We start from the raw sequence: 24,371 nt of genomic DNA, 5'->3' as shown, positions 1-24,371 counted from the left end.
GGACTTCGTACGGCCAGGGCGATGGGTCTGCTGGCGGCGTCCGTGCTGGCCGCCGGGTGCACGCACGACGCCGCTGAACGAGCCACCGAGCCACCGAGGCCGGCGACTTCGAGCGTGGCGCAGAGCATTCCTCCACCGCGTTCCTCGCCCGTGCCGTCGGTGCACTCCGAAGGACGTGTGCGCGTCCTGGAATACGGAGATCTGGTCGTGCGTGCCACGCCGGAGAGCGGCGGGGTGCGGACCGAGATCGAGGTATCCAATACCTACGCACGGAACGCGACGTATTCGATCAAGATCAGCATCGCCGACGGTAAGGGCTGGACCGCCTACAACCAATTCTGGCTCCAGGACGTCCCTTCTGGTGAAACCGGGCGTGATGAAGCGGTGATCGGCTCCGAGGACATGGGTCCGGTTCCGCGCATTCCGAAGATCTACGTCGACGAATTCACCCCCCTTGTCGATCATGAGTAGGAAAGGCAGTAAACCTCTGCGCGTGTGAGGCAGAGGAAATACGCGGCGGTGATGGCGGCGGCGACGGCGATCATGTCCTCGTCGTTGTCCGCCTCCCGCAGGCCCAGGGACCGAAGGTCCCCGAGGATGCCGTTCAAGGCGACAGGAGCCTGCCCGAGGCGACGAGCAGACCCCACGCAGTCGGCAAGAAGAACCGCGCCTCCGTCCTGGGCGAGAACTTCTCCTTGCCCGTCAGGACGTGGCCCCGTATACCTCCGGTGACGGCACGGCTTTCACGTCCTGACGGGCAAGGAGAAGGAGAGCTACGAGTTCAGTACCGTAGCCACCCTGCGAAGTCGGATTCGATGCGGATATCTGGACAGGTAACGCGTGCGTGACCGGATCCAGGACATACGCGGCCGTCGCCCACACGCCTCGGACCTTCACAACGACCCCGAGCTGATGGTGCGCGGCGCCTTCACCGCCGTCGTCGAACTGGGCAGCGGCAGGTGGCCGAGCTGCCGCTCACCGCGTCGCTCGCCCATTTTTCCCCGGGCCGCGCCACCGGGGACGATGTCGTGTCCACGCAGCTGAGTGACGACGGGGACGAGCAGCGGAAGGACCTGGCTGATCGCCGTGGACGCGGCCTCCGGCAAGCAGTCTCAGCCGGTCGCCTTCCCCGGTCAGGTCACCTCGGCTGCTCCGACTCCGCACGGCATCGCGGCCGGTCACGGCAGGCTCGTCCCCATCAACGGGACGAAGGACGTTCGGCTCGGCCGGCCGCATCTCGTGCAGATTCTGCCGGGCCGCGGCCTCATTCCCGTTCCACATGCGACGCCGGCCCGTCATGCCGGATCCGAAGCCGAGCTTCTGGGACAGGCGTTCCACTGGATGCCGGTGTGCAGCACGAACAGGATCCCTCACAGGACCTGCCGGTCCGTGACCGGCTTGCGACCCAGGTAGCTGAACCGTCTCTCCCGCTTCGGCAGGAGCAGCTCGATCCGCTCCCACCGGTCATCCGGCACGATCGACGGCGAAGCCTTCGTTCCTTTGTCGGGTCATGACGACGGACGCGCCGACAGGCGCAGCTCACCGTCGGGCATGAAGTCGAGCACGACGGCATCGAGGAGGCTACCGATCGCTGGGAGGTCTTTTGGGGCCGGGTGTGCCAGGTGGTCGATGAGGTTCACGAAGTCGATGAACGCCCGAGCCTGCGTGACGGGCTCGACCAACTCGACTTCCACGCCGAAGCGTCCCCGGTGCCCTGTTACTCGGCAGCGGACCGGCTGGAGCGGACGAGCCTACTGGCGGCCCGATGCAGAGGGTTGTCAGTCACAGCTGGACAGCGTAGGACCGCGCACGCTGTCGGCTGATCCTTCTCCAGCAGATGAGTGCGCAGGCGAGGAGGACCAGGCCTCGTGCAGGTCGAGGCGTCGTTGGTCACGCCCTGCCGAAACCGTTCGACACGATCCTGTCACGAGCTCCTGGAAACAGCTCGCGCCTTCTCGAGACTGAGTTTCCACGCGGACCTGTAGGCCCGTATCTGAGCCGTATGCGACGAGATTTCGTCCCTTTGGTAGCTTGCTTCAATGGTTTGGCGGCGCGCGATGTAGTCGACAGACTTCTTGCACTTGACATCCGTAATGGCCATGGCAGTCTCTGCCGCTCCTGGCGGACGTATTGAATCCCCCTTCGTGAGCCCGGAGTCCGACCATGAGCCGGCGGCAACCAGGGGATCAGACCGATGATGTCCCGAGGCTCGCATGCAGGTGCTCCACTCGCCGTCAAGTGCACGCACATTCTTGTCGGCCTGGGCGTGCTGCCAAGCGGCACTCGAAGCGGCCGCCACCGGATCGGCGAGGCGGATCCACTGCATGGCCAGTTCCTGTCGTGCGCGCTCTCTGCAGCCGGGACCGCCGCCACCCTCTCCGGTGTAGGCATTCATAGTGGCAGGGGCTACGCCGGCAAGACGCTCCTTGCCATCCTTGTCCCACTGACGCTGTTCCGCCCGAGTGACCCCGATGGGAGGGGGCAACTGGTAGCCGTACTGGGAGGCCATGGCTTCATCGCTCACAGCGTAGCGGCGTTCGTTGGGCGAATGGCTCCGCCCCAGCGGTCTGAGTGGCGCCGGCCAACTCATACCGCGTCGCTTCATGCACTCATTCGCCAGAACAAACTCCGCTTGCTCAATGACCTGTCGATCCTGGGCACTCAATCTGTACGAGTCCAGCGGGAAAGCCAGGGGATGCGGGACCGGGCTGGACGTGGTCATGGGCCGGGACGCCACTTTGGGTTCGGCTCCGTCTTTGTGCGTGGAACCTTCGGCCGTGCACCCCGAGAATCCGGCACAGAAAAGTATGGCGACCACGCCTTGTGTGACTTTCCGTCGCATCGAGTTCATGCGAGAGGTACCCTTTCCGAATTCGAGTCTTGCGGGCGTTGCCGTTGCTTTACCCTCAATAACGCCCGCAATCCTCGTCGCCGCTAGTTGGGGCAAGCGGCGTTACTCCAGAAGCAGTGTGATGACACCTTGTTGTCCGTGGCCGAACTCAAGTCGTTCAACGTGGCCCCCGCCCAGGCGGTCGCATAGTCACCCGTGTAATTTGCATTGGTGAACAAATATGCAGTGGTGTCCGGGTCGAGGTTCTTGACCGAGGTCACGCTGTTGTCGATCGAGATACTCGTACCGAAATATGTTCCCGTATACGACGGCTTGCTATAGAGCGTGTCATAGACGATACCGCTGGCGTTCGCGTCACGATACAGGCAGATCTCCCCTCCGCCCGATGAATTACAGACCCCGTCGTACGACGCCGCTTCCACCGGCGAGGCGAGTGCGACCATCCCGAGCGCAGCAGTTACACAAGCAAGAACGTGAATCCTACGCACAATGCGTCCCTTTCGTCCGACACTGCAGTGACGTGCATAATTCGACACGACACTAGACGTCGTGAAGGGCGTTGACCAGTATTGCAAAGTGCATTGAGTCCGACATTCCCCTTGTGTCAAGCGACGCGATCTCGCCAAATAGCTCTTCTGGCCTGAAGGTGAAGCCATCGGCGGGAGCCGAGGTGTGTCCATTCAGGAATTGTCTGGAAACAAGTCGCGGCTTCCAGTTGCGGGACTCGCTGTTGCGGCAGGAGGAGGCCGGAGGGGATCGAGTACGCCCCGGCTGAGAGGGGCCAGGCTTTGTTGCCGCATCTGGACGAGCGTCGGCGCCGGCCGGCCATGGGAGCGGGAGCGCTGTTGCTGGGGCATGGTGGTTCGTCGCTGCCGCCGGGCCGCGACCCGACGGCACCGCTGCGGTGGGCGATGAAGCCGCAAGCGGCGCTGACCCGTCAGGGCCGCCGGGTCTCCTGACACGGTCGCCGGTTCGCTGCGAGAGGAAGGCCTCGGTCTGCGGGCCGACGCCAGGACCATCGAAGATGCTCAGCACCCCGGCAGGGACGCTCCATGGACAGCAGAAGAAGGAGCTGATCGGCGAGTACAAGATCACCGGCCGCGCACGGCAGCCCCGAGGGGCAGGACACACGGCCTCTGGCCGGTCAGGGAAGGCGGTCGAATACGCAATCCATGACAGGGCGGCGAGCACCGGACGGGTCAGCGTCGGCACCGATCACGACACCGCGGTGTGCGCCCTCACCTCGGCCCTCCCGCCGAGTGCGGTGGTGCTCTCGATGGACGAGGAATCCGCACGATCGCCGATGTCACATGCTCGACGGCCCGATCAGGGCCCACTGCACCGCCGTCGAGTCGCACGGGTGCGGCTTGCGTCACTCACCCTGCCGCCCCGGCAGGCGACCTGCGGCGAATCCACGGGTTCCTGCGGACGGCCACAGTCGGATCGCACAGCGAATTCCCGGACCCACCTGCACCCGCCCCGGCTGGCCGGCCATCAGCACAGTCAGCAACAGGTCAGCACTCATCCGCACAAGCGGTACCCAACGGTCGAAGGCTGATGAAGCCCCGGCACCTGGGACTCTGGCCGAGTTGCGTCGATGCAGCGCTGAAGCTTTCTCCTACACGTGGCTCTCCCGTCACGCGATCAGGCCGAGACCGCCCGTTCGACCAACGCCAGCGCCCGGTGCGGGAGTTCTCCGCGCTGTCCCTCGGAGCCACTCAGCCAGCGGACGCGCGGGTCGCGGCGGAACCACGAGTCCTGACGGCGCGCGAAGCGTTTGGTGGCGCGCACGGTCTCGGTGCGCGCCTCCTCCTCGGTGCACTCCCCCGCGAGTGCCGCCAGGACCTGCTGGTAGCCGAGCGCCCTCGAAGCGGTCCGCCCCTCCCGCAGGCCGCCGGCCTCCAGTGCGCGCACCTCGTCCACCAGACCGGCCTCCCACATCCGGTCGACCCGGGTGCTGATCCGCTCGTCGAGCTCGGGGCGTTCGACGTCCACGCCGATCTGGACGGCGTCGTAGACCGCCTTGTCGCCCGGGAGGTTGGCCGTGAAGGGCTTGCCCGTGATTTCGATGACCTCCAGGGCGCGGACGATCCGGCGCCCGTTGCTCGCCAGGATGGCGCGGGCGGCCTCGGGGTCGGCGGCGGCGAGGCGGGCGTGCAGGGCGCCGGAGCCGGACTCCGCCAGTTCCTGTTCGAGCCTGGTGCGCACCTCGGGGTCCGTGCCCGGGAACTCCAGGGCGTCGATGGCGCCCTTCACGTAGAGGCCGGAGCCGCCCACCAGGACGGGGGTCCGCCCTTCGGCCAGCAGCCGGTCGATCTCGGCGCGGGCGAGCCGCTGGTACTCGGCGACGCTCGCGGCCTCGGTGACGTCCCAGATGTCCAGCAGGTGGTGGGGGACGCCGAGGCGCTCGGGAGAGGTCAGCTTCGCGGTGCCGATGTCCATGCCCCGGTAGAGCTGCATGGAGTCGGCGTTGACCACCTCGCCGCCGAGCTCCTGGGCGAGGAACACGCCCAGATCGGACTTCCCGGCGGCGGTGGGGCCGACGACGGTGATGACGCGGGGGCTGGGAGCTGCTCTTCTCACCGGGACAGTCTCCCAAACTTCGGGACGCGCCCCGACCGGGAGAACCGGCACGCGCTTGCGAGGAGCGCCTTCCGGCCCGCTCCCCGCCGGGCACGGACGGACACGGCGAGTCACGCATGATTGCGCACAGACGGGTAAAATGTGACCCACAGTCCCCCAGCACGGAAGGTGCCCCATGGGTTTCCTGGACAACCTGAAGGCCAAGCTGGCCCCGGCCAAGGAGAAGGTCGGCGACCTCGCGCAGCAGCACGGGGGCAAGATCGACCAGGGCCTCGACAAGGCAGCCCGCACCGTCGATCAGAAGACCAAGGGCAAGTACAGCGACAAGATCGTGTCCGGTACGCAGAAGGCCAAGGACGCGGTCGACCGCCTGGGCAACAAGAACGAGGGCGGGACACCACCGCCGCCCGCGTCCTGACCCGGGTACCGACGGAGACCGGGGGCCGCGGAGCGGGATCGCTCCGCGGCCCCCGCGCATGACGGCGACGGACCCGCCGGGTTCACCGGCGGGCGGCGGCGCCCCGGCCTCGGTTCACGACCAGGCGGCGACGGCGTAGCCCACGCCGTAGGGGGCGTCCTCGTACAGCAGCCGCCCGTCCAGACCCGCGCCCCGGGCGGCGCCCGCGAGCACCTGCCAGGGTGCCCTGCCCGCCGCCTTGAGCTCGTACGCGAGGGTCTCGTCCAGGGCGCTCAGCGCGGCCACGTCCGCGCGGCCCAGGGCCCGGGCCGCCTCGGCGTCGAAGCCGGCCGCCCTCTCGTCCAGGTAGCCGGGCGCCTTGACCGTACGGCAGGCGCTGCCGTCACCCATGACGAGCAGGGCCACCCGCTCCGCCCTGGCCGCCAGGTCGGCCCCGGCCCTCAGGCAGCGTTCGGTGGTCAGCGTCTCCCCCACACCGAGACCTTCGGCCGGAGGGCCGCTCCACCCGGCCCGCCCGAGCAGCCACGCGCCGACGGAGAGGGACGCCGGGAGCGGACGCTCCGGGGCGGCGGCCCCGGCGGGCGGCTCCCCCAGCTGCACGGTCAGGTCGACGCCGAAGGCGGCGAAGGAGCCGGCCGAGCCCGGGAGGAACGGGCCCCGGTCGTCAGGCCCGGCGGGCCCGGCGACGATCAGCAGGTCCGGCTGGGAGGCGGCGAGCACGCCCAGTGCGTCGAGGCAGGCGTTCCTCGCGGCGTCGAGCTCGGGCCCGGCGCCCGCGGCCACCTCGGGAACCAGGAGCGGCGGGCAGGGACAGACGGCGGCGGCGACAAGCATGCCGGTCAGCGTACTCAGTCGCAGCCGCACCCAGGGGTGGCGGCCGCGGGCAGCGGCGCCGGGGCGCCGATGCCGGGCAGTCCGAGCATGACCCCGGCGGGCTGTGCGGCAGGAGCGGCCGTGCGCTTCTCCCAGGCGTCGCCCGACCGGGTGCGGCGGACGCCGAGGGGCACGCCCTCGGCGAGCAGGTGGTGCGGAGCGGCGTAGGTGATCGCGACCGTGACGACGTCCCCGGGGCGTACGTCCTCGGCCGGCTTGGTGAAGTGGACGAGACGGTTGTCGGGAGCGCGGCCGGACAGCCGGTGCGTGGCACCGTCCTTGCGTCCCTCGCCCTCCGCGACCATGACCTCGATGGTCCGGCCCACCTGCTTCTTGTTCTCCTCCCAGGAGATCTCCTCCTGGAGGGCCGACAGGCGCATGTACCGCTCCTGCACGACCTCCTTGGGGATCTGCCCGTCCATGTCGGCGGCGGGGGTGCCGGGGCGCTTGGAGTACTGGAAGGTGAAGGCGTTCGCGAAACGGGCCTCGCGCACGGCGTGCATGGTCTGCTCGAAGTCCTCCTCCGTCTCCCCGGGGAACCCGACGATGATGTCGGTGGAGATGGCGGCGTCCGGCATGGCGGCACGCACCTTCTCGATGATTCCGAGGAAGCGCTCCTGCCGGTAGGAGCGGCGCATGGCCTTGAGGATCGTGTCCGAGCCCGACTGCATCGGCATGTGCAGCTGCGGCATGACGTTCGGCGTCTCGGCCATCGCCGCGATCACGTCGTCGGTGAAGTCACGCGGGTGGGGCGAGGTGAACCGCACGCGCTCCAGGCCCTCGATCGTGCCGCACGCCCGCAGCAGCTTGGAGAAGGCCTCCCGGTCGCCGATGTCGGAGCCGTAGGCGTTCACGTTCTGGCCGAGCAGGGTGATCTCGCTGACGCCCTCGGCCACGAGTGCCTCGATCTCGGCCAGGATGTCGCCGGTGCGGCGGTCCTTCTCCTTGCCGCGCAGCGCCGGGACGATGCAGAAGGTGCAGGTGTTGTTGCAGCCGACGGAGATCGACACCCAGGCGGCGTAGGCGGACTCACGGCGGGTGGGCAGCGTCGAGGGGAACGCCTCCAGGGACTCGGCGATCTCGACCTGCGCCTCCTCCTGGACCCGGGCGCGCTCCAGGAGCACCGGCAGCTTGCCGATGTTGTGCGTGCCGAAGACGACGTCCACCCAGGGGGCGCGCCGGACGATCGTGTCGCGGTCCTTCTGCGCCAGGCAGCCGCCGACGGCGATCTGCATCCCGGGGCGTTTGGTCTTCATCGGGGCGAGGCGGCCGAGGTTGCCGTAGAGCTTGTTGTCGGCGTTCTCGCGCACCGCGCAGGTGTTGAAGACGACGACGTCGGCGTCACCGTCGGAGCCCTCGGGGGCGCGCACGTAACCGGCGCCCTCCAGGAGACCCGACAAGCGTTCGGAGTCGTGGACGTTCATCTGGCACCCGTAAGTGCGTACCTCGTAGCTCTTCTGGACGTCCACTGCTTCGCTCCGGTTGCCGCTGGTCATGGGACAAGGGTAGGCGGTACCCGGAGCACGCCCCTACGCCGGAGCCCGGGCGCGACGCGCACGGCAGCCTCGGGGGCGGGCCGCCCCTGCCGCCCCGGGCCCGGGCTGCGGCGTCCTCACGCGGAACGCCCGGCCGGGCCGGCTGTGTCCGCGGGCCCGCGGACAGCGGGGGCCGTCCCGGTCCGGAGACCCGGGGGGCCGTTGAATGCCTCGTTCCGTTCTCTTCCTATGCTGATCTTCCACGCTCGAAAGGTGCATGTCATGGTCCTCTCTCTCCTCCGCGGCAGGCGATCCAAGGAGGCCTCCGGCGGCGGTGCGAGATTCGCTCTTCCCGTACCGGCCGGGGCCGGAACCGTCACCTGCGAGGTGATCGACCCGATGGGCCAGCCGCTCGGCGGCGCCGAGATCACGGTGACCGCCCAGGAGACGGCCCGCACGGTCGCGAAGGGCACCACGGACCTCTACGGCATGTTCGTCGCGGCCCTGCCGCCCGGCGACTACCGCCTGCTGATGACGGCCGAGGGGATGCAGCCGGCCAGCTGGACCTTCGGGATCGCCGCGGGCGAGACCCTGTCGATGGGCCGCGTGCAACTGGACGTGGCCCGGCAGCTGGAGCCCCCTGCACCCGGCACCTGGCTCTTCGATCCGCCGCACACCGCGATCCGCTTCATCGCGAAGCACGTCGGGATGGCCAACGTGCACGGCCGCTTCACCGCCTTCGAGGGCGGGGTCCGGATCGCACCCGTCGTCGAGGACTCGCAGGTGGAGATACGCATCGACGCATCGAGCATCACCACGGGCAACAAGACCCGGGACAACCATCTGCGGTCGGCCGACTTCCTCGACGTGGAGAACTACCCGCACCTCCACTTCGCGAGCAGGCGCTTCGTGTACCGGGGCGGGAACAACTGGACGGTGCAGGGAGGGCTGACGATGCACGGTGTCAGCCGCTCCGTCTCCCTGGACACGCAGTACCTGGGAGCCGTCAACGGCGGATACGGCGAGGAACTGCGCTGCGCGGCGCGCGCCACGGCCGAGCTGCACCGCGAGGACTACACCCTGAACTGGCGCAACATGCTCGCCCGCGGCATCGCCATCGTCGGGCCCACGATCCAGCTGGAGCTGGACATCCAGACGATGTTCCAGGGCCCCGACACCCCCACGCCCCCGGAGTGACGGCGGAGGGGGCCTCCCGTCCCGCGGCCCGGAGGCCCTGACCGCGGGAGGAGGACGGGCCGCTGGGGCACGGCTGTGACCTGTCCGCCCTGGCCAGCACGGGCCGGCGAATGGCAGGATCGCGCCATGCTGCACGCACTGTCCCGTTTCGGCCGGCGACGCACCCTTCAGGGGGGCGCCGCCGCCGCCGTCGTGCTCGGACTGCTGCTGTGGTGGGTCCTCCCGATCGGGGAGGAGGAGCCGAGCGGCTCGCTCACGTTCTCCACCGGCGTGCGGAGCGGGGTCTACCAGCGCTACGGCCAGCGGCTGGAAGGCGCCCTGGCCAAGGACATGCCCAAGGTGTCCATAGGGCTGCAGACGAGCGAGGGTTCCCAGCAGAACGTCGAACGGGTGGCGACGGGAAAGGCCGACTTCACCATCGCCACGGCCGATGCCGTCGCCACGTATCTGCGCAGCGGGAAGGCGGGCGCCGACCGGCTGCGGGGCTGCGTCCGCCTCTACGACGACTACGTCCAGCTGATCGTGCCCAGGGACTCCGGGATCCGGACGGTCGCCGATCTGCGCGGCAAGCGGGTCGGCGTGGGGCAGGCGGGGTCCGGGGTGCTTCTCGTCGCCGACCGGCTGATGACGGCGGCGGGCCTCGATCCCACGGCCGACATCACCCCCGTCCACGCGGGCATCGACACCATGCCGGAGAGGCTGACGGACGGACGGCTGGACGCCTTCTTCTGGTCGGGCGGCCTGCCGACCGGCGCGGTGCAGGACCTCTCGGAGAGGTTCGCGATCCGCCTGGTGCCCCTCGACGAGAAACTGATCACCGAGCTCCAGGCGGCCGGCGGGTCCACCCGCTACTACCGTTCGGCCGTGATGCCGGCGGACGCCTACCACGACGCCCAGCAGGGGCAGGAGGTGCAGACGGTGGCGGTCTCCAATCTGCTGATCACCACGGACCGGGTGGATCCGCTGACGACCGAGGCGTTCACCCGGACCGTGATCGACAGCCGCGACCGGATCGGCCGCGAGGTGCACTCGGCGCAGCTGGTGGACCTGCGGACGGCGATCTACACGGATCCGCTGCCCCTTCACGAGGGCGCCAAGCGCTACTACCGCTCGGCCAAGCCCTGACGGGACGGTGCGGGTCTCACACGTGCGGAGGATTGCGCGGCACCGTCACGGTGACCCGCAGGCCGTGCGGCTCGTGGGTGCCGTAGCCGATCGTCCCGCCGCCCGCCGCGAGCAGCGCACGCGAGATGGAGAGGCCGAGCCCGGACCCCTTGACGTTCTGGTGCCGCCCGCTGCGCCAGAACCGGTCCCCGACGCGCTCCAGCTCCTGTTCCGTGAGACCGGGCCCGCGGTCCGCGACCACGACGGTCGCGCTCTCCCCGTCGGATCCGGCCGTGACCCTGACCTCCTCGCCCTCCGGCGTGAACTTCAGCGCGTTGTCGATGACGGCGTCCAGCGCGCTGGACAGCGCGATCGGGTCCGCCCAGCCCGTCACCGCGGGCGCCCCGTCCTGCGTCAGCCGCACGCCCTTCTCCTCGGCCAGCGGGCGCCACGAGGCGACCCGCTCGCCGGTGAGCGCCGCGATGTCCGTGAGCTGCAGGTCCGCCGCCGCGTGTTCGGCCAGCGCGAGGTCCAGGAGGTCGTCCAGGACCTGCGCGAGGCGCTTGCCCTCCGTACGGACCGAGGCGATCTCCTCGTTGCCCTCGGGGAGTTCGAGTGCGAGGAGCTCGATCCGGAGCAGGAGAGCGGCCAGCGGGTTGCGCAACTGGTGCGAGGCGTCGGCCACGAAGGCCCGCTGCTGCTCCAGCACGTCCTCGACGTTGTCGGCCATCTCGTTGAACGACCTTGCCAGCCGCCTGAGTTCGGGGGGACCGCCGGACGCGACGACCCGCGACCTCATCCGGCCGCTCGCGATGTCGTGGGTGGCCGCGTCCAGCACGCGGACGGGCAGCAGCACCCAGCCGGTGAGCCGGATCGCCGCACCGACCGCCACCAGCATGGCCACGGCCTCCCCGAGAGCGATGAGCAGCCAGCCGCGCACGGTCCGTGACCGCATGTCGCCGGTCGGCGAGTCGGTCACGACGACGGCGACCACGTCCCCGTCCCGTACGACCGGGGAGGCGACGACGATCCTGCCGTGCTGCCAGGGCCAGACCTGGGGCGGGTCGTGGGAGCGACGGCCGAGCAGGGCCTCCTGGAAGGCCTCCCGCCCCTCCCCCTCGGCGGGCAGGGTCCAGGAGGCGGGTGCCTTGGCGAGGGCCCTGTCGTCCCGGTAGAAGACTCCGGCCCGGATGCCGTACACCGAGTCGTAGGCCTCGAGTTCGGTCCGGAGGGTCCGCCGCCGTTCGTCGGAGCCGCGGACGGGTTCGCTGACGAACTGGGCGAGCGCGCCGAAACGCGCGGTGTCGTCGATCCGGTCGATGACGACCCGCTGCTGTTCGGCCGCGGCCACCCGCACGGCCAGCGGGAAACCGAGGGCCAGCAGCACGGCGGCCATGAGGACGATGAGCAGGGGGAGCAGGCGGGTGCGCACAGGAAGGCTTACGTCCTCAGTCCGACGGCGGGACGAGCCGGTAGCCGACGCCCCGCACGGTCTCGACCAGCGCGGGAAGCCGCAGCTTGGAGCGCAGCGAGGCGACGTGGACCTCGAGCGTGCGCCCCGTCCCCTCCCAGCTCGTCCGCCAGACCTCGCTGATGATCTGCTCCCGGCGGAAGACCACGCCGGGGCGCTGGGCGAGCAGCGCGAGCAGGTCGAACTCCTTGCGGGTGAGCGGGACCTCCTGGTCGTCGACGCTGACCCTGCGCGTGGGCAGCTCGATGCGGACCGGGCCGATCCGCAGCGCCGCGAGGGGGGTCGGACCGGTGTCCCCCGTGGCCGTCCTGCGCCGGGCGACGGCGTGGATACGGGCCAGGAGCTCACCGGTGTCGTAGGGCTTCACGACGTAGTCGTCGGCGCCGAGGTTGAGGCCGTGGATCCTGGACCGGACGTCGGAACGCGCGGTCACCATGATGACGGGGATCGCCGAGCGCTTGCGGATCTTCCCGCACACCTCGTAGCCGTCCTGGTCGGGAAGTCCGAGGTCGAGCAGCACGACCCCGAACGGCTCCTTGTCGGCGGGCAGCAGCGCCTGCAGGGCCTCCTCGCCGCTGCGGGCGTGGACGACCTGGAAACCGTGCCGGGAGAGCACGGCGGAGAGCGCGGCCGCGACGTGGTCGTCGTCCTCGACGAGCAGCAGTCTCATGGTCCCCTCACCGCCTCATGACTTCTCAAGGTGCTTCGCTTTTCTTCGTGACGGCCGGGACCGTGCGTGACGGTGCGCCGGTGTTCCACCCGGCGAACCTTCCCGTACAGCGGCGATTCACGTCATTTCCGTACCAGGGCATCCACGCCGATGACCGGTACGCCAGTCAAGCCCCTGCCCGTTACCACCGGGTTTCCGTTACCCACCCGGTACGCCGGCGAGCACCCCGTGGCGTCCCGTTCACACGGTGTGTCCGGTTGCGGCCGGATCGTTATGCTCAATTTCCGCTCAGATGTAATGACGCTGGTCGCACTGCGTCACTAGGGTCCTTCCCTAACCGAGGAGGACGGAGCAAGAAGCCGATGAGCGGAGTGTCAGTGACCAAGGCTGCCGAGGATGCCGCACCTGCGGGGGGCGACCTTGTCGTACTGAGCAACGTCAACAAGCACTTCGGCGCGCTGCATGTGCTCCAGGACATCGACCTGACCATCGCCGCGGGCGAGGTCGTCGTAGTCATCGGACCCTCCGGGTCCGGGAAGTCCACGCTGTGCCGCACGATCAACCGCTTGGAGACGATCGACTCGGGCGCGATCTCGATCGACGGCAAGCCGCTGCCCCAGGAGGGCAAGGAGCTCGCCAGGCTGCGTGCCGATGTCGGCATGGTCTTCCAGTCGTTCAATCTCTTCGCGCACAAGACGGTGCTCGAGAACGTGATGCTGGGCCAGGTCAAGGTTCGCGGGACGGACAAGAAGCTGGCCGAGGAGAAGGCCCGCAACCTGCTCGACCGCGTAGGGGTCGGCGTGCAGGCGGACAAGTACCCCGCACAGCTCTCCGGTGGCCAGCAGCAGCGCGTCGCCATCGCCCGCGCGCTGGCCATGGACCCCAAGGTCATGCTCTTCGACGAGCCCACGTCGGCGCTCGACCCGGAGATGATCAACGAAGTCCTCGAGGTCATGCAGCAGCTGGCCAGGGACGGAATGACGATGGTCGTCGTCACCCACGAGATGGGCTTCGCCCGCTCGGCGGCCAACCGCGTGGTCTTCATGGCGGACGGGAAGATCGTCGAGGAGGCGACTCCCGACCAGTTCTTCAGCAATCCGAGCAGCGACCGGGCGAAGGACTTCCTGTCGAAGATCCTTCACCACTGAACCCGCACGGCTGGTCCAGCACCAGCTGAGTACTCACACCGCGTCAACCCGAGGAATTCCATCATGCAGCTTCGCAAGGTCACTGCAGCGTCCGCCGCCGTGCTCGCTCTCGCCCTCACCGCCACCGCTTGTGGCTCCGACGACAAGGACGACGCCGCGGGCTCCGGCGGCGGTGGCAAGATCACGATCGGCATCAAGATCGACCAGCCCGGTCTCGGCCTGAAGACGCCGGACGGCACGTTCGCCGGCTTCGACGTCGACGTCGCCACGTACGTCGCCAAGGAACTCGGTTACGACGCCAAGGACATCGAGTTCGTCGAGACCAAGAGCGCCGACCGCGAGACCGCGATCGAGCGCGGCGACGTGAAGTTCATCGCCGCGACGTACTCCATCAACGACGAGCGCCTGCAGAAGGTCGACTTCGCGGGCCCGTACCTCCTCGCGCACCAGGACGTCCTCGTCCGCGCCGACGACGACACCATCAAGACGCCCGAGGACCTCAACAACAAGAAGCTCTGCTCCGTCACGGGCTCGACGTCCGCGAAGAACGTCAAGGAGAAGCTGGCCCCGAAGGCGCAGCTGCAGAACTACGGCGGCTACTCCGAGTGCCTCACCGGCCTCGAGAACAAGGCCGTCGACGCCCTGACGACGGACGACTCGATCCTCGCCGGATACGCGGCGCAGGACGTCCACAAGGGCAAGTTCAAGCTGGCCGGCTTCAAGATGACCAACGAGAACTACGGCATCGGCCTCAAGAAGGGCGACGCCGAGCTCAAGAAGAAGATCGACGCCGCGCTCACCAAGATGGTCTCGGACGGCTCCTGGGACAAGGCGGTCGAGACCAACTTCGGCCCCGCCAACTACAAGAACGACCCTGCGCCGAAGATCGGCAACGTCGTCAAGTAGGGCTCCTCACTCCGGACGGTCCGAAGCCGGGCTGACGAGGTGCGCCGCCGGCGAGGCGGCGCACCGAGCCCTCCCCACACGTGGAAGCACGGGAGATCGTGTTCGACTTTCTTGAAGGTTACGACCTACTGGGGGCCTTCTGGGTGACGGTGAAACTCACCGTCTACTCCGCTCTCGGTTCCCTCATATGGGGAACGCTGCTGGCCGGTATGCGGGTCGGCCCGGTCCCCCTGATGCGCGGTTTCGGTACCGCTTACGTGAACATCGTCCGCAACATCCCGCTGACCGTCATCATCGTCTTCGCCTCGCTCGGTCTCTTCCAGACCCTGCAGATCACGCTCGGCGGCGGCGGCGACTTCGAGGTCATCAACTTCCGGCTCGCCGTGCTCGCCCTGGCCCTGTACACCGCCGCCTTCGTGTGCGAGGCACTGCGGGCGGGCATCAACACGGTGCCGGCCGGCCAGGCCGAGGCCGCGCGCGCCCTCGGGCTGAGCTTCACCCAGGTCCTGCGGCTGATCGTCCTCCCCCAGGCCTTCCGCGCGGTCGTCAACCCGCTGGCCAACGTGCTGATCGCGCTGACCAAGAACACCACGGTCGCCGCGGCGATCGGCGTGGTCGAAGCGGCGTACCTGATGAAGGACATGATCGAAGCGGAAGCCCAACTGATCCTCATATCCGCCGTCTTCGCGTTCGGATTCATCTGCCTCACCCTTCCGACCGGGCTTCTCCTCGGCTGGGTGAGCAAGAAGGTGGCGGTGAAGCGATGACGACCTCCGTCCTCTTCGACGCGCAGGGGCCCCGCGCCAAGCGGCGCAACATCCTCTACACCGTCGTCTTCGTGGCCGCCCTCGCCGCGGTGCTGTGGTGGGTGTACACCAGTCTCGACGAGAAGCACCAGCTCGACTGGGTCAAGTGGGAGCCGTTCTTCACGAGCCCCCAGCCGTGGGAGACGTACATCTGGCCCGGGTTCCAGAACACGCTCAAGGCCGCGTTCTTCGCCCTGCTGATCGCCCTGCCGCTCGGCGCCCTGTTCGGCATCGGCAGGCTCTCCGACCACCGCTGGGTGCGGATGCCCGCAGGCGTCGTCGTCGAGTTCTTCCGCGCGATCCCCGTCCTGATCCTGATGATCACGGCCAACGCGGCGTACGCGGAGTTCACCGACATCGCCACCGACGAGCGCCTGCTGTACGCCGTCGTGACGGGCCTGGTGCTGTACAACGCCTCGGTACTCGCCGAGATCGTGCGGGCCGGAATCCTGTCGCTCCCCAACGGCCAGACCGACGCCGCGAAGGCGATCGGCATGCGCAAGGGGCAGACGATGCGGTACGTGCTGCTGCCGCAGTCCGTCACCGCGATGCTGCCCGCGATCGTCAGTCAGATCGTCGTGATCGTGAAGGACACGGCACTCGGCGGTGCGGTGCTCACCTTCCCCGAGCTGCTGGCGTCGGTCCGCCCGATGAGCGCGAACTACGGCGCGAACACCATCGCGTGCTTCACGATCATCGCCCTGATCTACATCGCCCTGAACTTCGCACTCACGTCCTTCGCGAGCTGGCTGGAGCGCCGGCTGCGGCGGGGCAGGAAGAGCACGGGCGCGACCGTCGGTGCCGGCCCCGACGGGGGCGCCGAGACCATCGGCGCGCCGCCGCTCGTCATCAAGGACGGGAGCGGGACCTGACGGTCCGTCGTCATTCGACCCACGGGGGCGCGGCGCAACTGCCGCGCCCCCGCCACGTTCACTTGACGCAAGCACCGGCAGTAGGTTGCATACGTTCTGTGATCCCGCCTCGAACGATTCCGGCAGCCACCACCTCCTCCCCCTCGATCTCGACGACCGGCGCGGAAGGGATCACACCGTGGACCCGGTGATCGTCGTCGGCGCCGGCCCGGTCGGGCTGGCGCTGTCGCTCGCTCTCGCCGCTCAGGGCGTCCCCTCGGTCCTCCTCGACGAGGGCCCGGGCAAGGACGAACCACGCCCCGCGCGCACGGTCGTGCTGCGGGAGGACACCGCTGACCTGGTGGAACGCCTGGGTTGCCCGGCGCTCCACCACGAGGGGCTGCGCTGGACCGGCTGGCGGTCCGTGCGGCGCAAGCAGTTGGTGCGCGCCGTGCCGCTGGGCGACATGGAAGGCACTGTTCCGCTGCCCTCGCCCGTCCATCTGCCCCAGCACGCGCTCACCGGGGGACTGCGGGCCGCCGTGGCCGCGCAGGATCTCGTCACCATGGTTCCGCTCAGCAGGATCGACACCCTGGAGCAGGACGCCCACGGCGTCACGGTGCACACCAGGGAGCCCGGATCGACCTGGTGGCGCGGCAGTTACCTGGTCGGCTGCGACGGCGCGCGGTCCACCGTGCGCAAGCTCCTCGACATCAGGTTCCCCGGCCGTACGGCGGTCGAGCGGCACGCCGTCGCCGCGCTGCGGGCCGATCTTCCCTGGCCCGGCGAGGCCGTGCTGCACCGGTCCCCGCCCTGGCGCACGGGCGGTGCGGAGGTCACGGCGCGGCCGCTCGCGGGTGGTGTCTGGCGACTGGACTGGCTCCTTCCGCCGCGCGGCGAACTCGTCACCCCCGACGCCCTCATCACCCGGATCCGCGACACGCTCGAAGGCTGGTGCGGTGAGACACCGGCCTACGAGCTGCTGGACACAGGCGTGTACACGCTCCACCACAGACTGGCCAGGCGGTGGCGGTCCGGGCGTGCCTTCCTGGCGGGTGACGCCGCGCACCTGCTGGGCGCGCTCGGCACCCAGGGTCTGGACGAGGGGCTCCGGGACGCCGAGAACCTGGCCTGGAAGCTGGCCCAGGCATGGCACCAGAGCGGCTCCGAGCTGCTGCTCGACAGCTACCAGGCGGAGCGCAGGGCCGCAGTCGCCTCCCGGCTCCGCGCGGCCGACCAGTCGCTGCCGATACTGCGGGGCGGCGGGGGCCTCCGGACGCTCGTACCCGGCAGCGCGCGCGGGCACGACACCCTGCTGGCCGACGGTCATCTGGGATGCGGACCCCTGGGCGCGCCCCCGTCGTACACGCACTCCCCTCTTTCGCCTCGACACGCCGAGGCGCACGCGACAGTGGGGACGGCCCCCGGGGCACCGGTCACCGATGTCCGGGTGACCGCGCCCGACGGGACGGCGGTGCGGCTCCGCGACCGGCTGGGCCAGGGGCATCTGCTGGTGATCCTGGTCGCACCGGGCACAGGGGTGTGGGACAGACGGCACTGGATGACCGCGGGAGTCATGCCCCGGCTCGTCGACGCGGTGGAGGCCCTCCCTGTGAAGGCCGAGCTGCTGGTGACCGAGAGCTACCCGGGAGCGACGGCCCACACGGTGCTGATGGTCAGGCCGGACGGGCATCTCGTGGCGGCCTTCGGCGGAGTGCGGCCCGCGGAGCTCTTCGCGGCGGCCGAGGCAGCGCGTGGCGGCGTGGACACGGCGCACGACGACGACGCGCGCACCACCACGAGCTCCGACCGGACAGCGGACGTCAATTGACCGTCGCAGACGCACATGGTGTACTCCAGATCATGACCGACACCGATGTGCGCCTGTGGCGGAGGGTCCATATGGACCTCGTCCGTTACGCGGGCTGCGTGTGTCGCCCGTCCTGCTGAATCGCCTTCCCGGGCACGCGTGCCGCGTTCCGCGCCGCCGTGCTTCCAAGCGAACTTCTCAGGACGGTCCCTGTGTCTGCAACCTCTTCTTCCTCCCTGCCCACACCCGCGTCCGCCGTCGGCGCGGGCGTCACCTCCCCGGCGGATGTCACCGCCCCGGCCACTCCAGGGGCGGATGCCGGCGTCCCGGTCCCTCCGGACGCGGTCGCCGCGGCGGCCACCGGCCCGGACGCTCCGGCCCCGAGCGCTGCCGAGCTCCTCGACTTCGTCCGCCGGACCGCCGAGGACACCGCGCTCGTAGCCTCGCTCCCCCTTGATCCCGAGGGACGCACCTGGCTCCGGCTCGAGGGCCCCGGTGGCAGCGAGGCCTGGCTGATCAGCTGGCCTCCCGGCACCGGCACCGGATGGCACGACCACGCCGAGTCGACCGGCGCGTTCACCGTGGCGGCAGGCGCACTCAGGGAACACTCCCTGGCCGCGCGTCTGCCCACCGACGGCTGGAAGACCCTCGAACTCAACGAGGGCGTCGACCGGACCCGGCTCCTGGCGACCGGCCAGGGCAGGGCCTTCGGGCAGCACCACGTCCACGAGGTCCTCAACGAATCCGCCGAGGAGCACGCCGTCTCCGTCCACGCGTACTATCCGCCGTTGCCGCAGATCCGCCGCTACAGCCGCACGGGAACGGTGCTGCGTCTGGAGCAGACGGAGCACCCGGAGGACTGGCAGTGAGCGGCGCGTACGAGGACGGCCAGGAGCCGGTGGGCATCGACGAACTGCTCGACCAGGTGCGGGCCGGCTTTGAGCGGATCGGCCCCGAGGAGGCCGCGGCTGCGGCCGCCGAGGGCGCGCTCCTGGTCGACATCCGCTACGCCGCGCTGCGCGAGAAGGACGGGCTGATCCCGGGGGCGCTCGTGGTCGAGCGCAACGAGCTGGAATGGAGACTCGATCCGCAGGGCAGCCACCGTGCCCCTGAGGCGGTGAGCCACGACCTGCAGGTCGTGGTGATCTGCAACGAGGGCTACGCATCGAGTCTCGCGGTCGCCTCCCTGCGTCAGCTGGGACTGCACCGGGCCACGGATCTGACGGGTGGCTTCCAGGCGTGGCGCGCGGCGGGACTTCCCGTCACCCCCTGACCGGAAGGGGCCGGAGCCCGGCACCGCCGACGGCGCTCCGTCACGGTGGCCGGGCCTCCGGGGAGCCCGGAGGGGCACCGGGAAGCCCGCTCTCCGTACCGCCCCGCCGGAGGCCGAACGACCGGCTGCACCGCCCCGAGCCCGTCGGTGTCGGCCTTCGGCAGGCGGCCCTCGGCAGGCGGCCCTCGGTAGGCGGCTGTCGGCTGTGGGCAGGACCGAATGCCGCACCTGCCCACCCGAACGCCGCTCTCCGGTGGAGCGATCCTCGCGCACGACGGACATTCGCCTCATCACTGAGGACCGGAATGTACGGAGATGTGGCGCCGATGGAAACCGCTCAGCTCACCCCGGACCAGCTCGATGCCCAAGCCTCCCGGCTCCACGGGACGGACGCGTGGCAGGACATCGTCGCGGAGTGGGAGCGCACCGCCCGGGAGCCCTCACCGCGCGAGCCCGCACCGATGACGACGGCGCCACAGACACCCACCCCGGACGGTGAGGCACCGCTCGTACGCCCGGCCGACTGGCGGGATCTGCTCAGCGTCCCGGTCGACCGGCTCGTCGACGACTCCCTACGGGCGCTGCCCGCAGGGCGACCCGCACGGCAACCCCGTGAGCGCCCTCTGCCCGGGCGCTTCGGCGCCGTACTGCCCGAGCATCTGCACTCCTGGCGCCGCATCGGACAGCCCGATGTGCGTCCGTCCGTCCATCTCGGCTACGCACGGCAGATCCTGACCGAGTGGGGCTGGCAGAACACCCCCTACCGCCTGCGCAACGCCCGCGGTGCACGCTGCCTCTGCGGGGCCATGCTGACCGCCCACCGGCTGGGGTACGGCTCGCTCTCCACCGTGGACCGTGCCGGCGCCTGGCTGATCACCGAGCTGCGTTCGCAGGGCTGGACCGACCTCATCGGCCCTTGGAACCGGCACCCCGGGCGCACCGCGACCGAAGCGCTGGCACTGATCGACGCCACGATCCGCCGGGCATCCCTGGCAGGGCACTGACCCCGGCACCACGCACCCCACGCCTGGCTTCTGCCCGGTGTCAGCAGGACCACCCGGCGACTCCACGCCGGCTCCGCCGCCTGTACCTGGGACCGATGGGCGCCGCAGGCCGGAGCGGGCCACCGACAGCCGATGACTCCCCGGCGGTGACCCCTCCGCCACTGCCGCAGAGCCGATGACTCCGCGGCGGTGGCCCCCTCCGCCACCGCCGCAGCGCCACCAGGGCCGTGCAGGCGCGCGCCCCGCGCCCCCGGGTATCGGCACCGTTATGTACCCGTCGGAAAGCCCGCTGCTCCCGCCCCCCGCTTCCCCGTCCCCCGCACCCCGGCTGTTCCCGTTTCCCCTGCTCCCCCGTCCCCCTGCTCCCTTCCCCCGGTCAGAAGGGCTCGTCCAGCCCCTCCGTGTCCTCCCCCTCGGATTCGAGCGCCTGACGCACCACGCGCAGGGCCATCCCCTCCCCGTACCCCTTGCGCGCAAGCATCCCCGCGAGCCGGCGCAGGCGCTTGTCACGGTCCAGCCCCCGGGTGGAGCGGAGCTTTCGCGCGACGAGCTCTCTGGCGGTCTCCTCCTCCTGCTCGGGATCGAGCTGCCCGACGGCCTCGTCGATCACCGCCGAGTCCACCCCTTTGGTCCGCAGCTCCCGCACCAGGGCACGACGGGCCAGCCCTCTGCCGTGGTGCCGCGACTCGACCCAGGCGTCGGCGAAGGCCGCGTCGTCGATCAGGCCCACGTCCTCGAATCTCGACAGCACTTCCTCCGCGGCCTCGTCGGGGATCTCCCGCTTACGGAGCGCGTCGGCCAGCTGCTTGCGGGTGCGCGGGGTCCCGGTCAGAAGCCTGAGGCAGATGTTGCGCGCCTGCTCGACCGGGTCTCGCGGTTCCCCCTTCTCGGCCCTCGACGAGGAAGGGGAACCGCTGCTTCTGGAGCGGGAACGGGAACGACGGCCCGCGCCCTCGCCGAACCCGGCCCCCCGGCCGGGCTCCGGAGGATCCCCGGACGGTTCTGCGGCGTACTCGGGGCCGGGACCCGCACCGGCGTCTGCGCCCGGCCACTCCGTGCGACGCGTCACGGCCTAGCTCTTGGCCGCCGCGGTCTTGGCAGGCTTGGCCTTGGTCGCGGGAGCCGGTACCGACTTGGCCGCCCCGTCAGCCGGAGCACCCGCCGCAGCATCGGCTGCAGGCTCCGCCGCGGCATCCTCCGGACGGACACCGACGCCGAGCTTGTCGAGAATCTTCTTCTCGATCTCGTTGGCGAGGTCGGGGTTGTCCTTGAGGAAGTTGCGGGAGTTCTCCTTGCCCTGGCCGAGCTGGTCGCCCTCGTACGTGTACCAGGCGCCGGCCTTGCGGACGAAGCCGTGCTCCACGCCCATGTCGATCAGACCGCCCTCTCGGCTGATGCCCTGGCCGTAGAGGATGTCGAACTCGGCCTGCTTGAACGGCGGCGCGACCTTGTTCTTGACGACCTTGACGCGGGTGCGGTTGCCCACGGCGTCGGTGCCGTCCTTGAGGGTCTCGATCCGGCGGATGTCCAGACGCACCGAGGCGTAGAACTTCAGCGCCCGGCCACCGGTCGTGGTCTCCGGGGAACCGAACATCACGCCGATCTTCTCGCGGAGCTGGTTGATGAAGATCGCGGTGGTCTTGGACTGGTTGAGCGCACTGGTGATCTTGCGGAGCGCCTGGCTCATCAGACGGGCCTGCAGACCCACGTGCGAGTCACCCATCTCGCCCTCGATCTCCGCACGGGGCACCAGAGCCGCGACGGAGTCGATGACGATCAGGTCCAGCGCACCGGAGCGGACCAGCATGTCCACGATCTCCAGGGCCTGCTCGCCGTTGTCCGGCTGCGAGAGGATGAGGCTGTCGATGTCGACGCCGAGCTTCTTCGCGTACTCCGGGTCCAGCGCGTGCTCCGCGTCGATGAACGCCACCGAACCGCCGAGCTTCTGCGCGTTCGCCACGGCGTGCAGGGTCAGCGTCGTCTTACCGGAGGACTCCGGTCCGTAGACCTCCACCACGCGGCCGCGCGGAAGCCCGCCGACGCCGAGCGCGACGTCGAGCGCGGTGGACCCCGTGGGGATCACCTCGATCGGCTCGTTCGGCCGCTCACCGAGGCGCATCACCGCGCCCTTGCCGAATTGCCGTTCAATCTGTGCGAGTGCGGCGTCCAGCGCCTTCTCGCGGTCGGTTCCTGCCATGGGTTCCACCCGATTTGCTTGAGTCGATCGCTTCACGTCACAGACGCTAACCCCTGCCACTGACAATGGGCCTCGACGTCCTCCCGGCCTGTGGACAACTCCACGGTCGGGCCCGGCAAAACCCGGCCGGAATCCCATGAGAATGGATGTTCGATTTACGTGTCAAGCGCACCACGCCGGGCCGACACAACCGAGCGTAGCGGCTTATAACAGGCGACATCGAGCACGTCAATGGACTGTGACAGACATCGCGGGTATTTCCCACCAAACGTGGAACATTCTCCCCGCCTGCCGGGAAACCGCGCGCCTGTCGGCGGAGCCACCCGCAACACAGCGGGCGACGGCCGAGTGCCCGTCGACGGGCCGGAAATGATCCGTGCCCTCGGAGCCGCCCACCCGTGCCCCGTGACGTACGCGACGTCCACCCACGACGACCGACCGGAACCGGCCAGGAGGGAACGACAGGCGAGAGGGACGACGCCCCCCAGGAACACCATGGCAGCCGCAAGGAGCACGGTGGCCCCGTCCCGGGGCCCGGTGGCGTCCGTCAGGGGCGAGGAGCCCCCGCCTCATCCTCGCCCCACGCCCCGCACGGCCCGGCGGATCCTCGTCAGCACCGGTTCGCCGCGCCGCCAGCGGTGCCCGCCCTGCACCCGCGGGTCGTCCATGACGTCGTAGCGCTTCACATAGGCCCCCAGGAAGGCCTGGAGCGTCGCGACCGCCGGGATGGCGATCAACGCCCCGACGGCACCCATCAGTGCCGTGCCCGCGACCACCGACCCGAAGGCGACCGCGGGGTGGATGTCGACCGTCTTGGAGGTGAGCTTCGGCTGCAGCACGTAGTTCTCGAACTGCTGGTAGACCACGACGAAACCGAGAACCCACAACGCGTACCAGGGGTTGACGGTGAAGGCGATCAGCATGGGCAGCGCGCCGGCCAGATAGGTGCCGATCGTGGGGATGAACTGCGAGACCAGGCCGACCCAGACCGCGAGCGCGGGTGCGTAGGGCACTCCGAGGACCACCAGCAGGACGTAATGCGCCGCGCCCGAGATCAGGGCCATCAAGCCGCGCGAGTAGATGTAGCCGCCGGTCTTGTCGACCGCGATCTCCCAGGCGCGCAGCACCTCGGTCTGCCGGGAGGGCGGCAGGACGGAGCACAGTGCGCGGCGGAGCCGGGGGCCGTCGGCGGCGAAGTAGAACGAGAACAGGAAGATCGTGAGCAGCCGGAACAGTCCGCCGAGCACGGTCGTGGAGACGTCGAGCACGCCGGTCGCGCTGTTCTGCACGTACTTCTGGAGCCAGTCCGAGTGCAGCAGGCTGTCCTGCACCTCGACGCGGGAGAGCTCCGTGTGGAAGGTCTGGTTGACCCAGTTGATCACCGAGTCGAGGTACTTGGGGAACTCCTCGACCATGTCGACGATCTGTCCGGCGAGCATCGATCCGAGCAGGACGACGAAGCCCACACCGGCGATCAGCACGGCGAGGAAGACCAGGAAGGTGGCGAGCCCCCGCCGCATCCCTCGACCGGCCATGCGGCTGACGGCCGGCTCGATGGCCAGCGCCAGGAAGAAGGCGATGAGGATGTTGGTCAGCAGCCCGATGAGCTGGTCGAAGGCCCAGCTGCCCAGTCGGAAACACCCGTAGAGCGCCAGAGCCAGGACAATGGCGCGCGGCAGCCAGCCGGGCATGCGGACGGAGCCGCCACCGGGCGGCGGATTCGGTGGTGCGGCC

Annotated in this window: 24 protein-coding genes and 1 pseudogene; 14 read left to right on the top strand and 11 right to left on the bottom strand. The window is 69.6% G+C overall.

The window, feature by feature from the left end:
• The first annotated feature begins 21 nt into the window (after nucleotides 1-21).
• Nucleotides 22-471: a hypothetical protein gene (locus ACFC51_RS29170; protein ID WP_376531677.1), complete on the top strand. Its 450-nt coding sequence runs from the start codon at nucleotides 22-24 to the stop codon at nucleotides 469-471.
• A 422-nt stretch (nucleotides 472-893) separates the two neighbouring features.
• On the opposite strand, the gene ACFC51_RS29165 is transcribed toward ACFC51_RS29170, so the two are convergent.
• From ACFC51_RS29165 to ACFC51_RS29155, 3 genes are all read right to left on the bottom strand, one after another.
• A complete protein-coding gene (locus ACFC51_RS29165) occupies nucleotides 894-1,106 on the bottom strand; it encodes a hypothetical protein (RefSeq protein WP_376531675.1) in 213 nt (70 codons plus the stop codon).
• 402 nt (nucleotides 1,107-1,508) lie between these two features.
• Nucleotides 1,509-1,694: a hypothetical protein gene (locus ACFC51_RS29160; RefSeq protein WP_376376428.1), complete on the bottom strand. Its 186-nt coding sequence runs from the start codon at nucleotides 1,692-1,694 to the stop codon at nucleotides 1,509-1,511.
• Nucleotides 1,695-2,934: 1,240 nt separating this feature from the next.
• Complete coding sequence (locus ACFC51_RS29155) at nucleotides 2,935-3,294, bottom strand: peptidase inhibitor family I36 protein (RefSeq protein WP_376376429.1); 360 nt, start codon at nucleotides 3,292-3,294, stop codon at nucleotides 2,935-2,937.
• A gap of 441 nt (nucleotides 3,295-3,735) precedes the next feature.
• Between ACFC51_RS29155 and ACFC51_RS29150 the strand changes: the two are divergent.
• Nucleotides 3,736-4,097 (top strand): annotated as a pseudogene (locus ACFC51_RS29150) (ISAzo13 family transposase); the annotation flags it as partial.
• A gap of 398 nt (nucleotides 4,098-4,495) precedes the next feature.
• Here the strand turns inward: ACFC51_RS29150 and miaA are convergent.
• On the bottom strand, nucleotides 4,496-5,434 hold the full coding sequence (gene miaA / locus ACFC51_RS29145) for a tRNA (adenosine(37)-N6)-dimethylallyltransferase MiaA (protein ID WP_376376433.1): 939 nt from the start codon (nucleotides 5,432-5,434) through the stop codon (nucleotides 4,496-4,498).
• Nucleotides 5,435-5,609: 175 nt separating this feature from the next.
• On the opposite strand from miaA, the gene ACFC51_RS29140 reads away from it, so the two are divergent.
• A complete protein-coding gene (locus tag ACFC51_RS29140) occupies nucleotides 5,610-5,852 on the top strand; it encodes an antitoxin (RefSeq protein ID WP_376376435.1) in 243 nt (80 codons plus the stop codon).
• Nucleotides 5,853-5,966: 114 nt separating this feature from the next.
• Here ACFC51_RS29140 and ACFC51_RS29135 read toward each other — a convergent pair whose 3' ends face one another.
• The gene (locus tag ACFC51_RS29135) at nucleotides 5,967-6,686 is read right to left on the bottom strand and encodes a class III extradiol dioxygenase subunit B-like domain-containing protein (RefSeq protein ID WP_376376437.1); all 720 of its coding nucleotides are present in this window, start codon (nucleotides 6,684-6,686) and stop codon (nucleotides 5,967-5,969) included.
• A 14-nt stretch (nucleotides 6,687-6,700) separates the two neighbouring features.
• Nucleotides 6,701-8,221, bottom strand: coding sequence for a tRNA (N6-isopentenyl adenosine(37)-C2)-methylthiotransferase MiaB (gene miaB / locus ACFC51_RS29130; protein WP_376376439.1), 1,521 nt, complete (start codon nucleotides 8,219-8,221; stop codon nucleotides 6,701-6,703).
• A 261-nt stretch (nucleotides 8,222-8,482) separates the two neighbouring features.
• Between miaB and ACFC51_RS29125 the strand changes: the two genes are divergently transcribed.
• Both ACFC51_RS29125 and ACFC51_RS29120 read left to right on the top strand, forming a co-directional pair.
• The gene (locus ACFC51_RS29125; RefSeq protein WP_376376441.1) at nucleotides 8,483-9,397 is read left to right on the top strand and encodes a YceI family protein; all 915 of its coding nucleotides are present in this window, start codon (nucleotides 8,483-8,485) and stop codon (nucleotides 9,395-9,397) included.
• A 126-nt stretch (nucleotides 9,398-9,523) separates the two neighbouring features.
• Nucleotides 9,524-10,522: a TAXI family TRAP transporter solute-binding subunit gene (locus ACFC51_RS29120; RefSeq protein WP_376376443.1), complete on the top strand. Its 999-nt coding sequence runs from the start codon at nucleotides 9,524-9,526 to the stop codon at nucleotides 10,520-10,522.
• A 16-nt stretch (nucleotides 10,523-10,538) separates the two neighbouring features.
• Here ACFC51_RS29120 and ACFC51_RS29115 read toward each other — a convergent pair whose 3' ends face one another.
• Both ACFC51_RS29115 and ACFC51_RS29110 read right to left on the bottom strand, forming a co-directional pair.
• Complete coding sequence (locus ACFC51_RS29115; RefSeq protein ID WP_376376445.1) at nucleotides 10,539-11,933, bottom strand: sensor histidine kinase; 1,395 nt, start codon at nucleotides 11,931-11,933, stop codon at nucleotides 10,539-10,541.
• A 16-nt stretch (nucleotides 11,934-11,949) separates the two neighbouring features.
• Complete coding sequence (locus tag ACFC51_RS29110; protein ID WP_376531673.1) at nucleotides 11,950-12,642, bottom strand: response regulator transcription factor; 693 nt, start codon at nucleotides 12,640-12,642, stop codon at nucleotides 11,950-11,952.
• Between the two features lie 362 nt (nucleotides 12,643-13,004).
• Between ACFC51_RS29110 and ACFC51_RS29105 the strand changes: the two genes are divergently transcribed.
• The 9 genes from ACFC51_RS29105 (at nucleotide 13,005) to ACFC51_RS29065 (ending at nucleotide 20,440) form a co-directional block, all read left to right on the top strand.
• Complete coding sequence (locus ACFC51_RS29105; RefSeq protein WP_376376449.1) at nucleotides 13,005-13,790, top strand: amino acid ABC transporter ATP-binding protein; 786 nt, start codon at nucleotides 13,005-13,007, stop codon at nucleotides 13,788-13,790.
• A 63-nt stretch (nucleotides 13,791-13,853) separates the two neighbouring features.
• Nucleotides 13,854-14,696 carry a glutamate ABC transporter substrate-binding protein gene (locus tag ACFC51_RS29100; RefSeq protein ID WP_376376451.1) on the top strand — a complete coding sequence of 281 codons (843 nt, stop codon included), beginning with the start codon at nucleotides 13,854-13,856 and terminating at the stop codon, nucleotides 14,694-14,696.
• Nucleotides 14,697-14,794: 98 nt separating this feature from the next.
• Nucleotides 14,795-15,463 carry an amino acid ABC transporter permease gene (locus ACFC51_RS29095; RefSeq protein WP_376376453.1) on the top strand — a complete coding sequence of 223 codons (669 nt, stop codon included), beginning with the start codon at nucleotides 14,795-14,797 and terminating at the stop codon, nucleotides 15,461-15,463.
• Nucleotides 15,460-16,374 carry an amino acid ABC transporter permease gene (locus tag ACFC51_RS29090; RefSeq protein WP_376531671.1) on the top strand — a complete coding sequence of 305 codons (915 nt, stop codon included), beginning with the start codon at nucleotides 15,460-15,462 and terminating at the stop codon, nucleotides 16,372-16,374. The genes ACFC51_RS29095 and ACFC51_RS29090 overlap by 4 nt, the downstream gene beginning before the upstream one ends.
• 178 nt (nucleotides 16,375-16,552) lie before the next feature.
• Nucleotides 16,553-18,184: an FAD-dependent monooxygenase gene (locus ACFC51_RS29085; RefSeq protein ID WP_376376457.1), complete on the top strand. Its 1,632-nt coding sequence runs from the start codon at nucleotides 16,553-16,555 to the stop codon at nucleotides 18,182-18,184.
• 32 nt (nucleotides 18,185-18,216) lie between these two features.
• The gene (locus ACFC51_RS29080) at nucleotides 18,217-18,303 is read left to right on the top strand and encodes a putative leader peptide (protein ID WP_311605579.1); all 87 of its coding nucleotides are present in this window, start codon (nucleotides 18,217-18,219) and stop codon (nucleotides 18,301-18,303) included.
• 96 nt (nucleotides 18,304-18,399) lie between these two features.
• Nucleotides 18,400-19,032 (top strand): cysteine dioxygenase, encoded by a 633-nt coding sequence (locus ACFC51_RS29075; RefSeq protein ID WP_376531779.1) that lies wholly within the window; start codon nucleotides 18,400-18,402, stop codon nucleotides 19,030-19,032.
• Nucleotides 19,023-19,436 carry a rhodanese-like domain-containing protein gene (locus ACFC51_RS29070; protein WP_376531777.1) on the top strand — a complete coding sequence of 138 codons (414 nt, stop codon included), beginning with the start codon at nucleotides 19,023-19,025 and terminating at the stop codon, nucleotides 19,434-19,436. Before ACFC51_RS29075 ends, ACFC51_RS29070 begins: the two co-directional genes overlap by 10 nt.
• A 326-nt stretch (nucleotides 19,437-19,762) precedes the next feature.
• Nucleotides 19,763-20,440: a hypothetical protein gene (locus ACFC51_RS29065; RefSeq protein ID WP_376376459.1), complete on the top strand. Its 678-nt coding sequence runs from the start codon at nucleotides 19,763-19,765 to the stop codon at nucleotides 20,438-20,440.
• Between the two features lie 376 nt (nucleotides 20,441-20,816).
• On the opposite strand, the gene recX is transcribed toward ACFC51_RS29065, so the two are convergent.
• The 3 genes from recX to ACFC51_RS29050 all read right to left on the bottom strand — a co-directional run bounded on the left by recX (nucleotide 20,817) and on the right by ACFC51_RS29050 (nucleotide 24,328).
• Entirely contained in the window at nucleotides 20,817-21,509 is a 693-nt protein-coding gene (gene recX / locus ACFC51_RS29060; protein WP_376531669.1) for a recombination regulator RecX, read from the bottom strand.
• 3 nt (nucleotides 21,510-21,512) lie between these two features.
• A complete protein-coding gene (gene recA / locus ACFC51_RS29055; RefSeq protein WP_376376463.1) occupies nucleotides 21,513-22,637 on the bottom strand; it encodes a recombinase RecA in 1,125 nt (374 codons plus the stop codon).
• Between the two features lie 569 nt (nucleotides 22,638-23,206).
• The gene (locus ACFC51_RS29050) at nucleotides 23,207-24,328 is read right to left on the bottom strand and encodes an AI-2E family transporter (RefSeq protein WP_376376493.1); all 1,122 of its coding nucleotides are present in this window, start codon (nucleotides 24,326-24,328) and stop codon (nucleotides 23,207-23,209) included.
• Nucleotides 24,329-24,371: the final 43 nt, after the last annotated feature.

This window comes from Streptomyces sp. NPDC055962 (assembly GCF_042270185.1).
Classification (GTDB): Bacteria; Actinomycetota; Actinomycetes; order Streptomycetales; family Streptomycetaceae; genus Streptomyces.
Note: the sequence above shows the minus strand (reverse complement) of the source record. Positions and strands in the feature narration are given on the sequence as shown.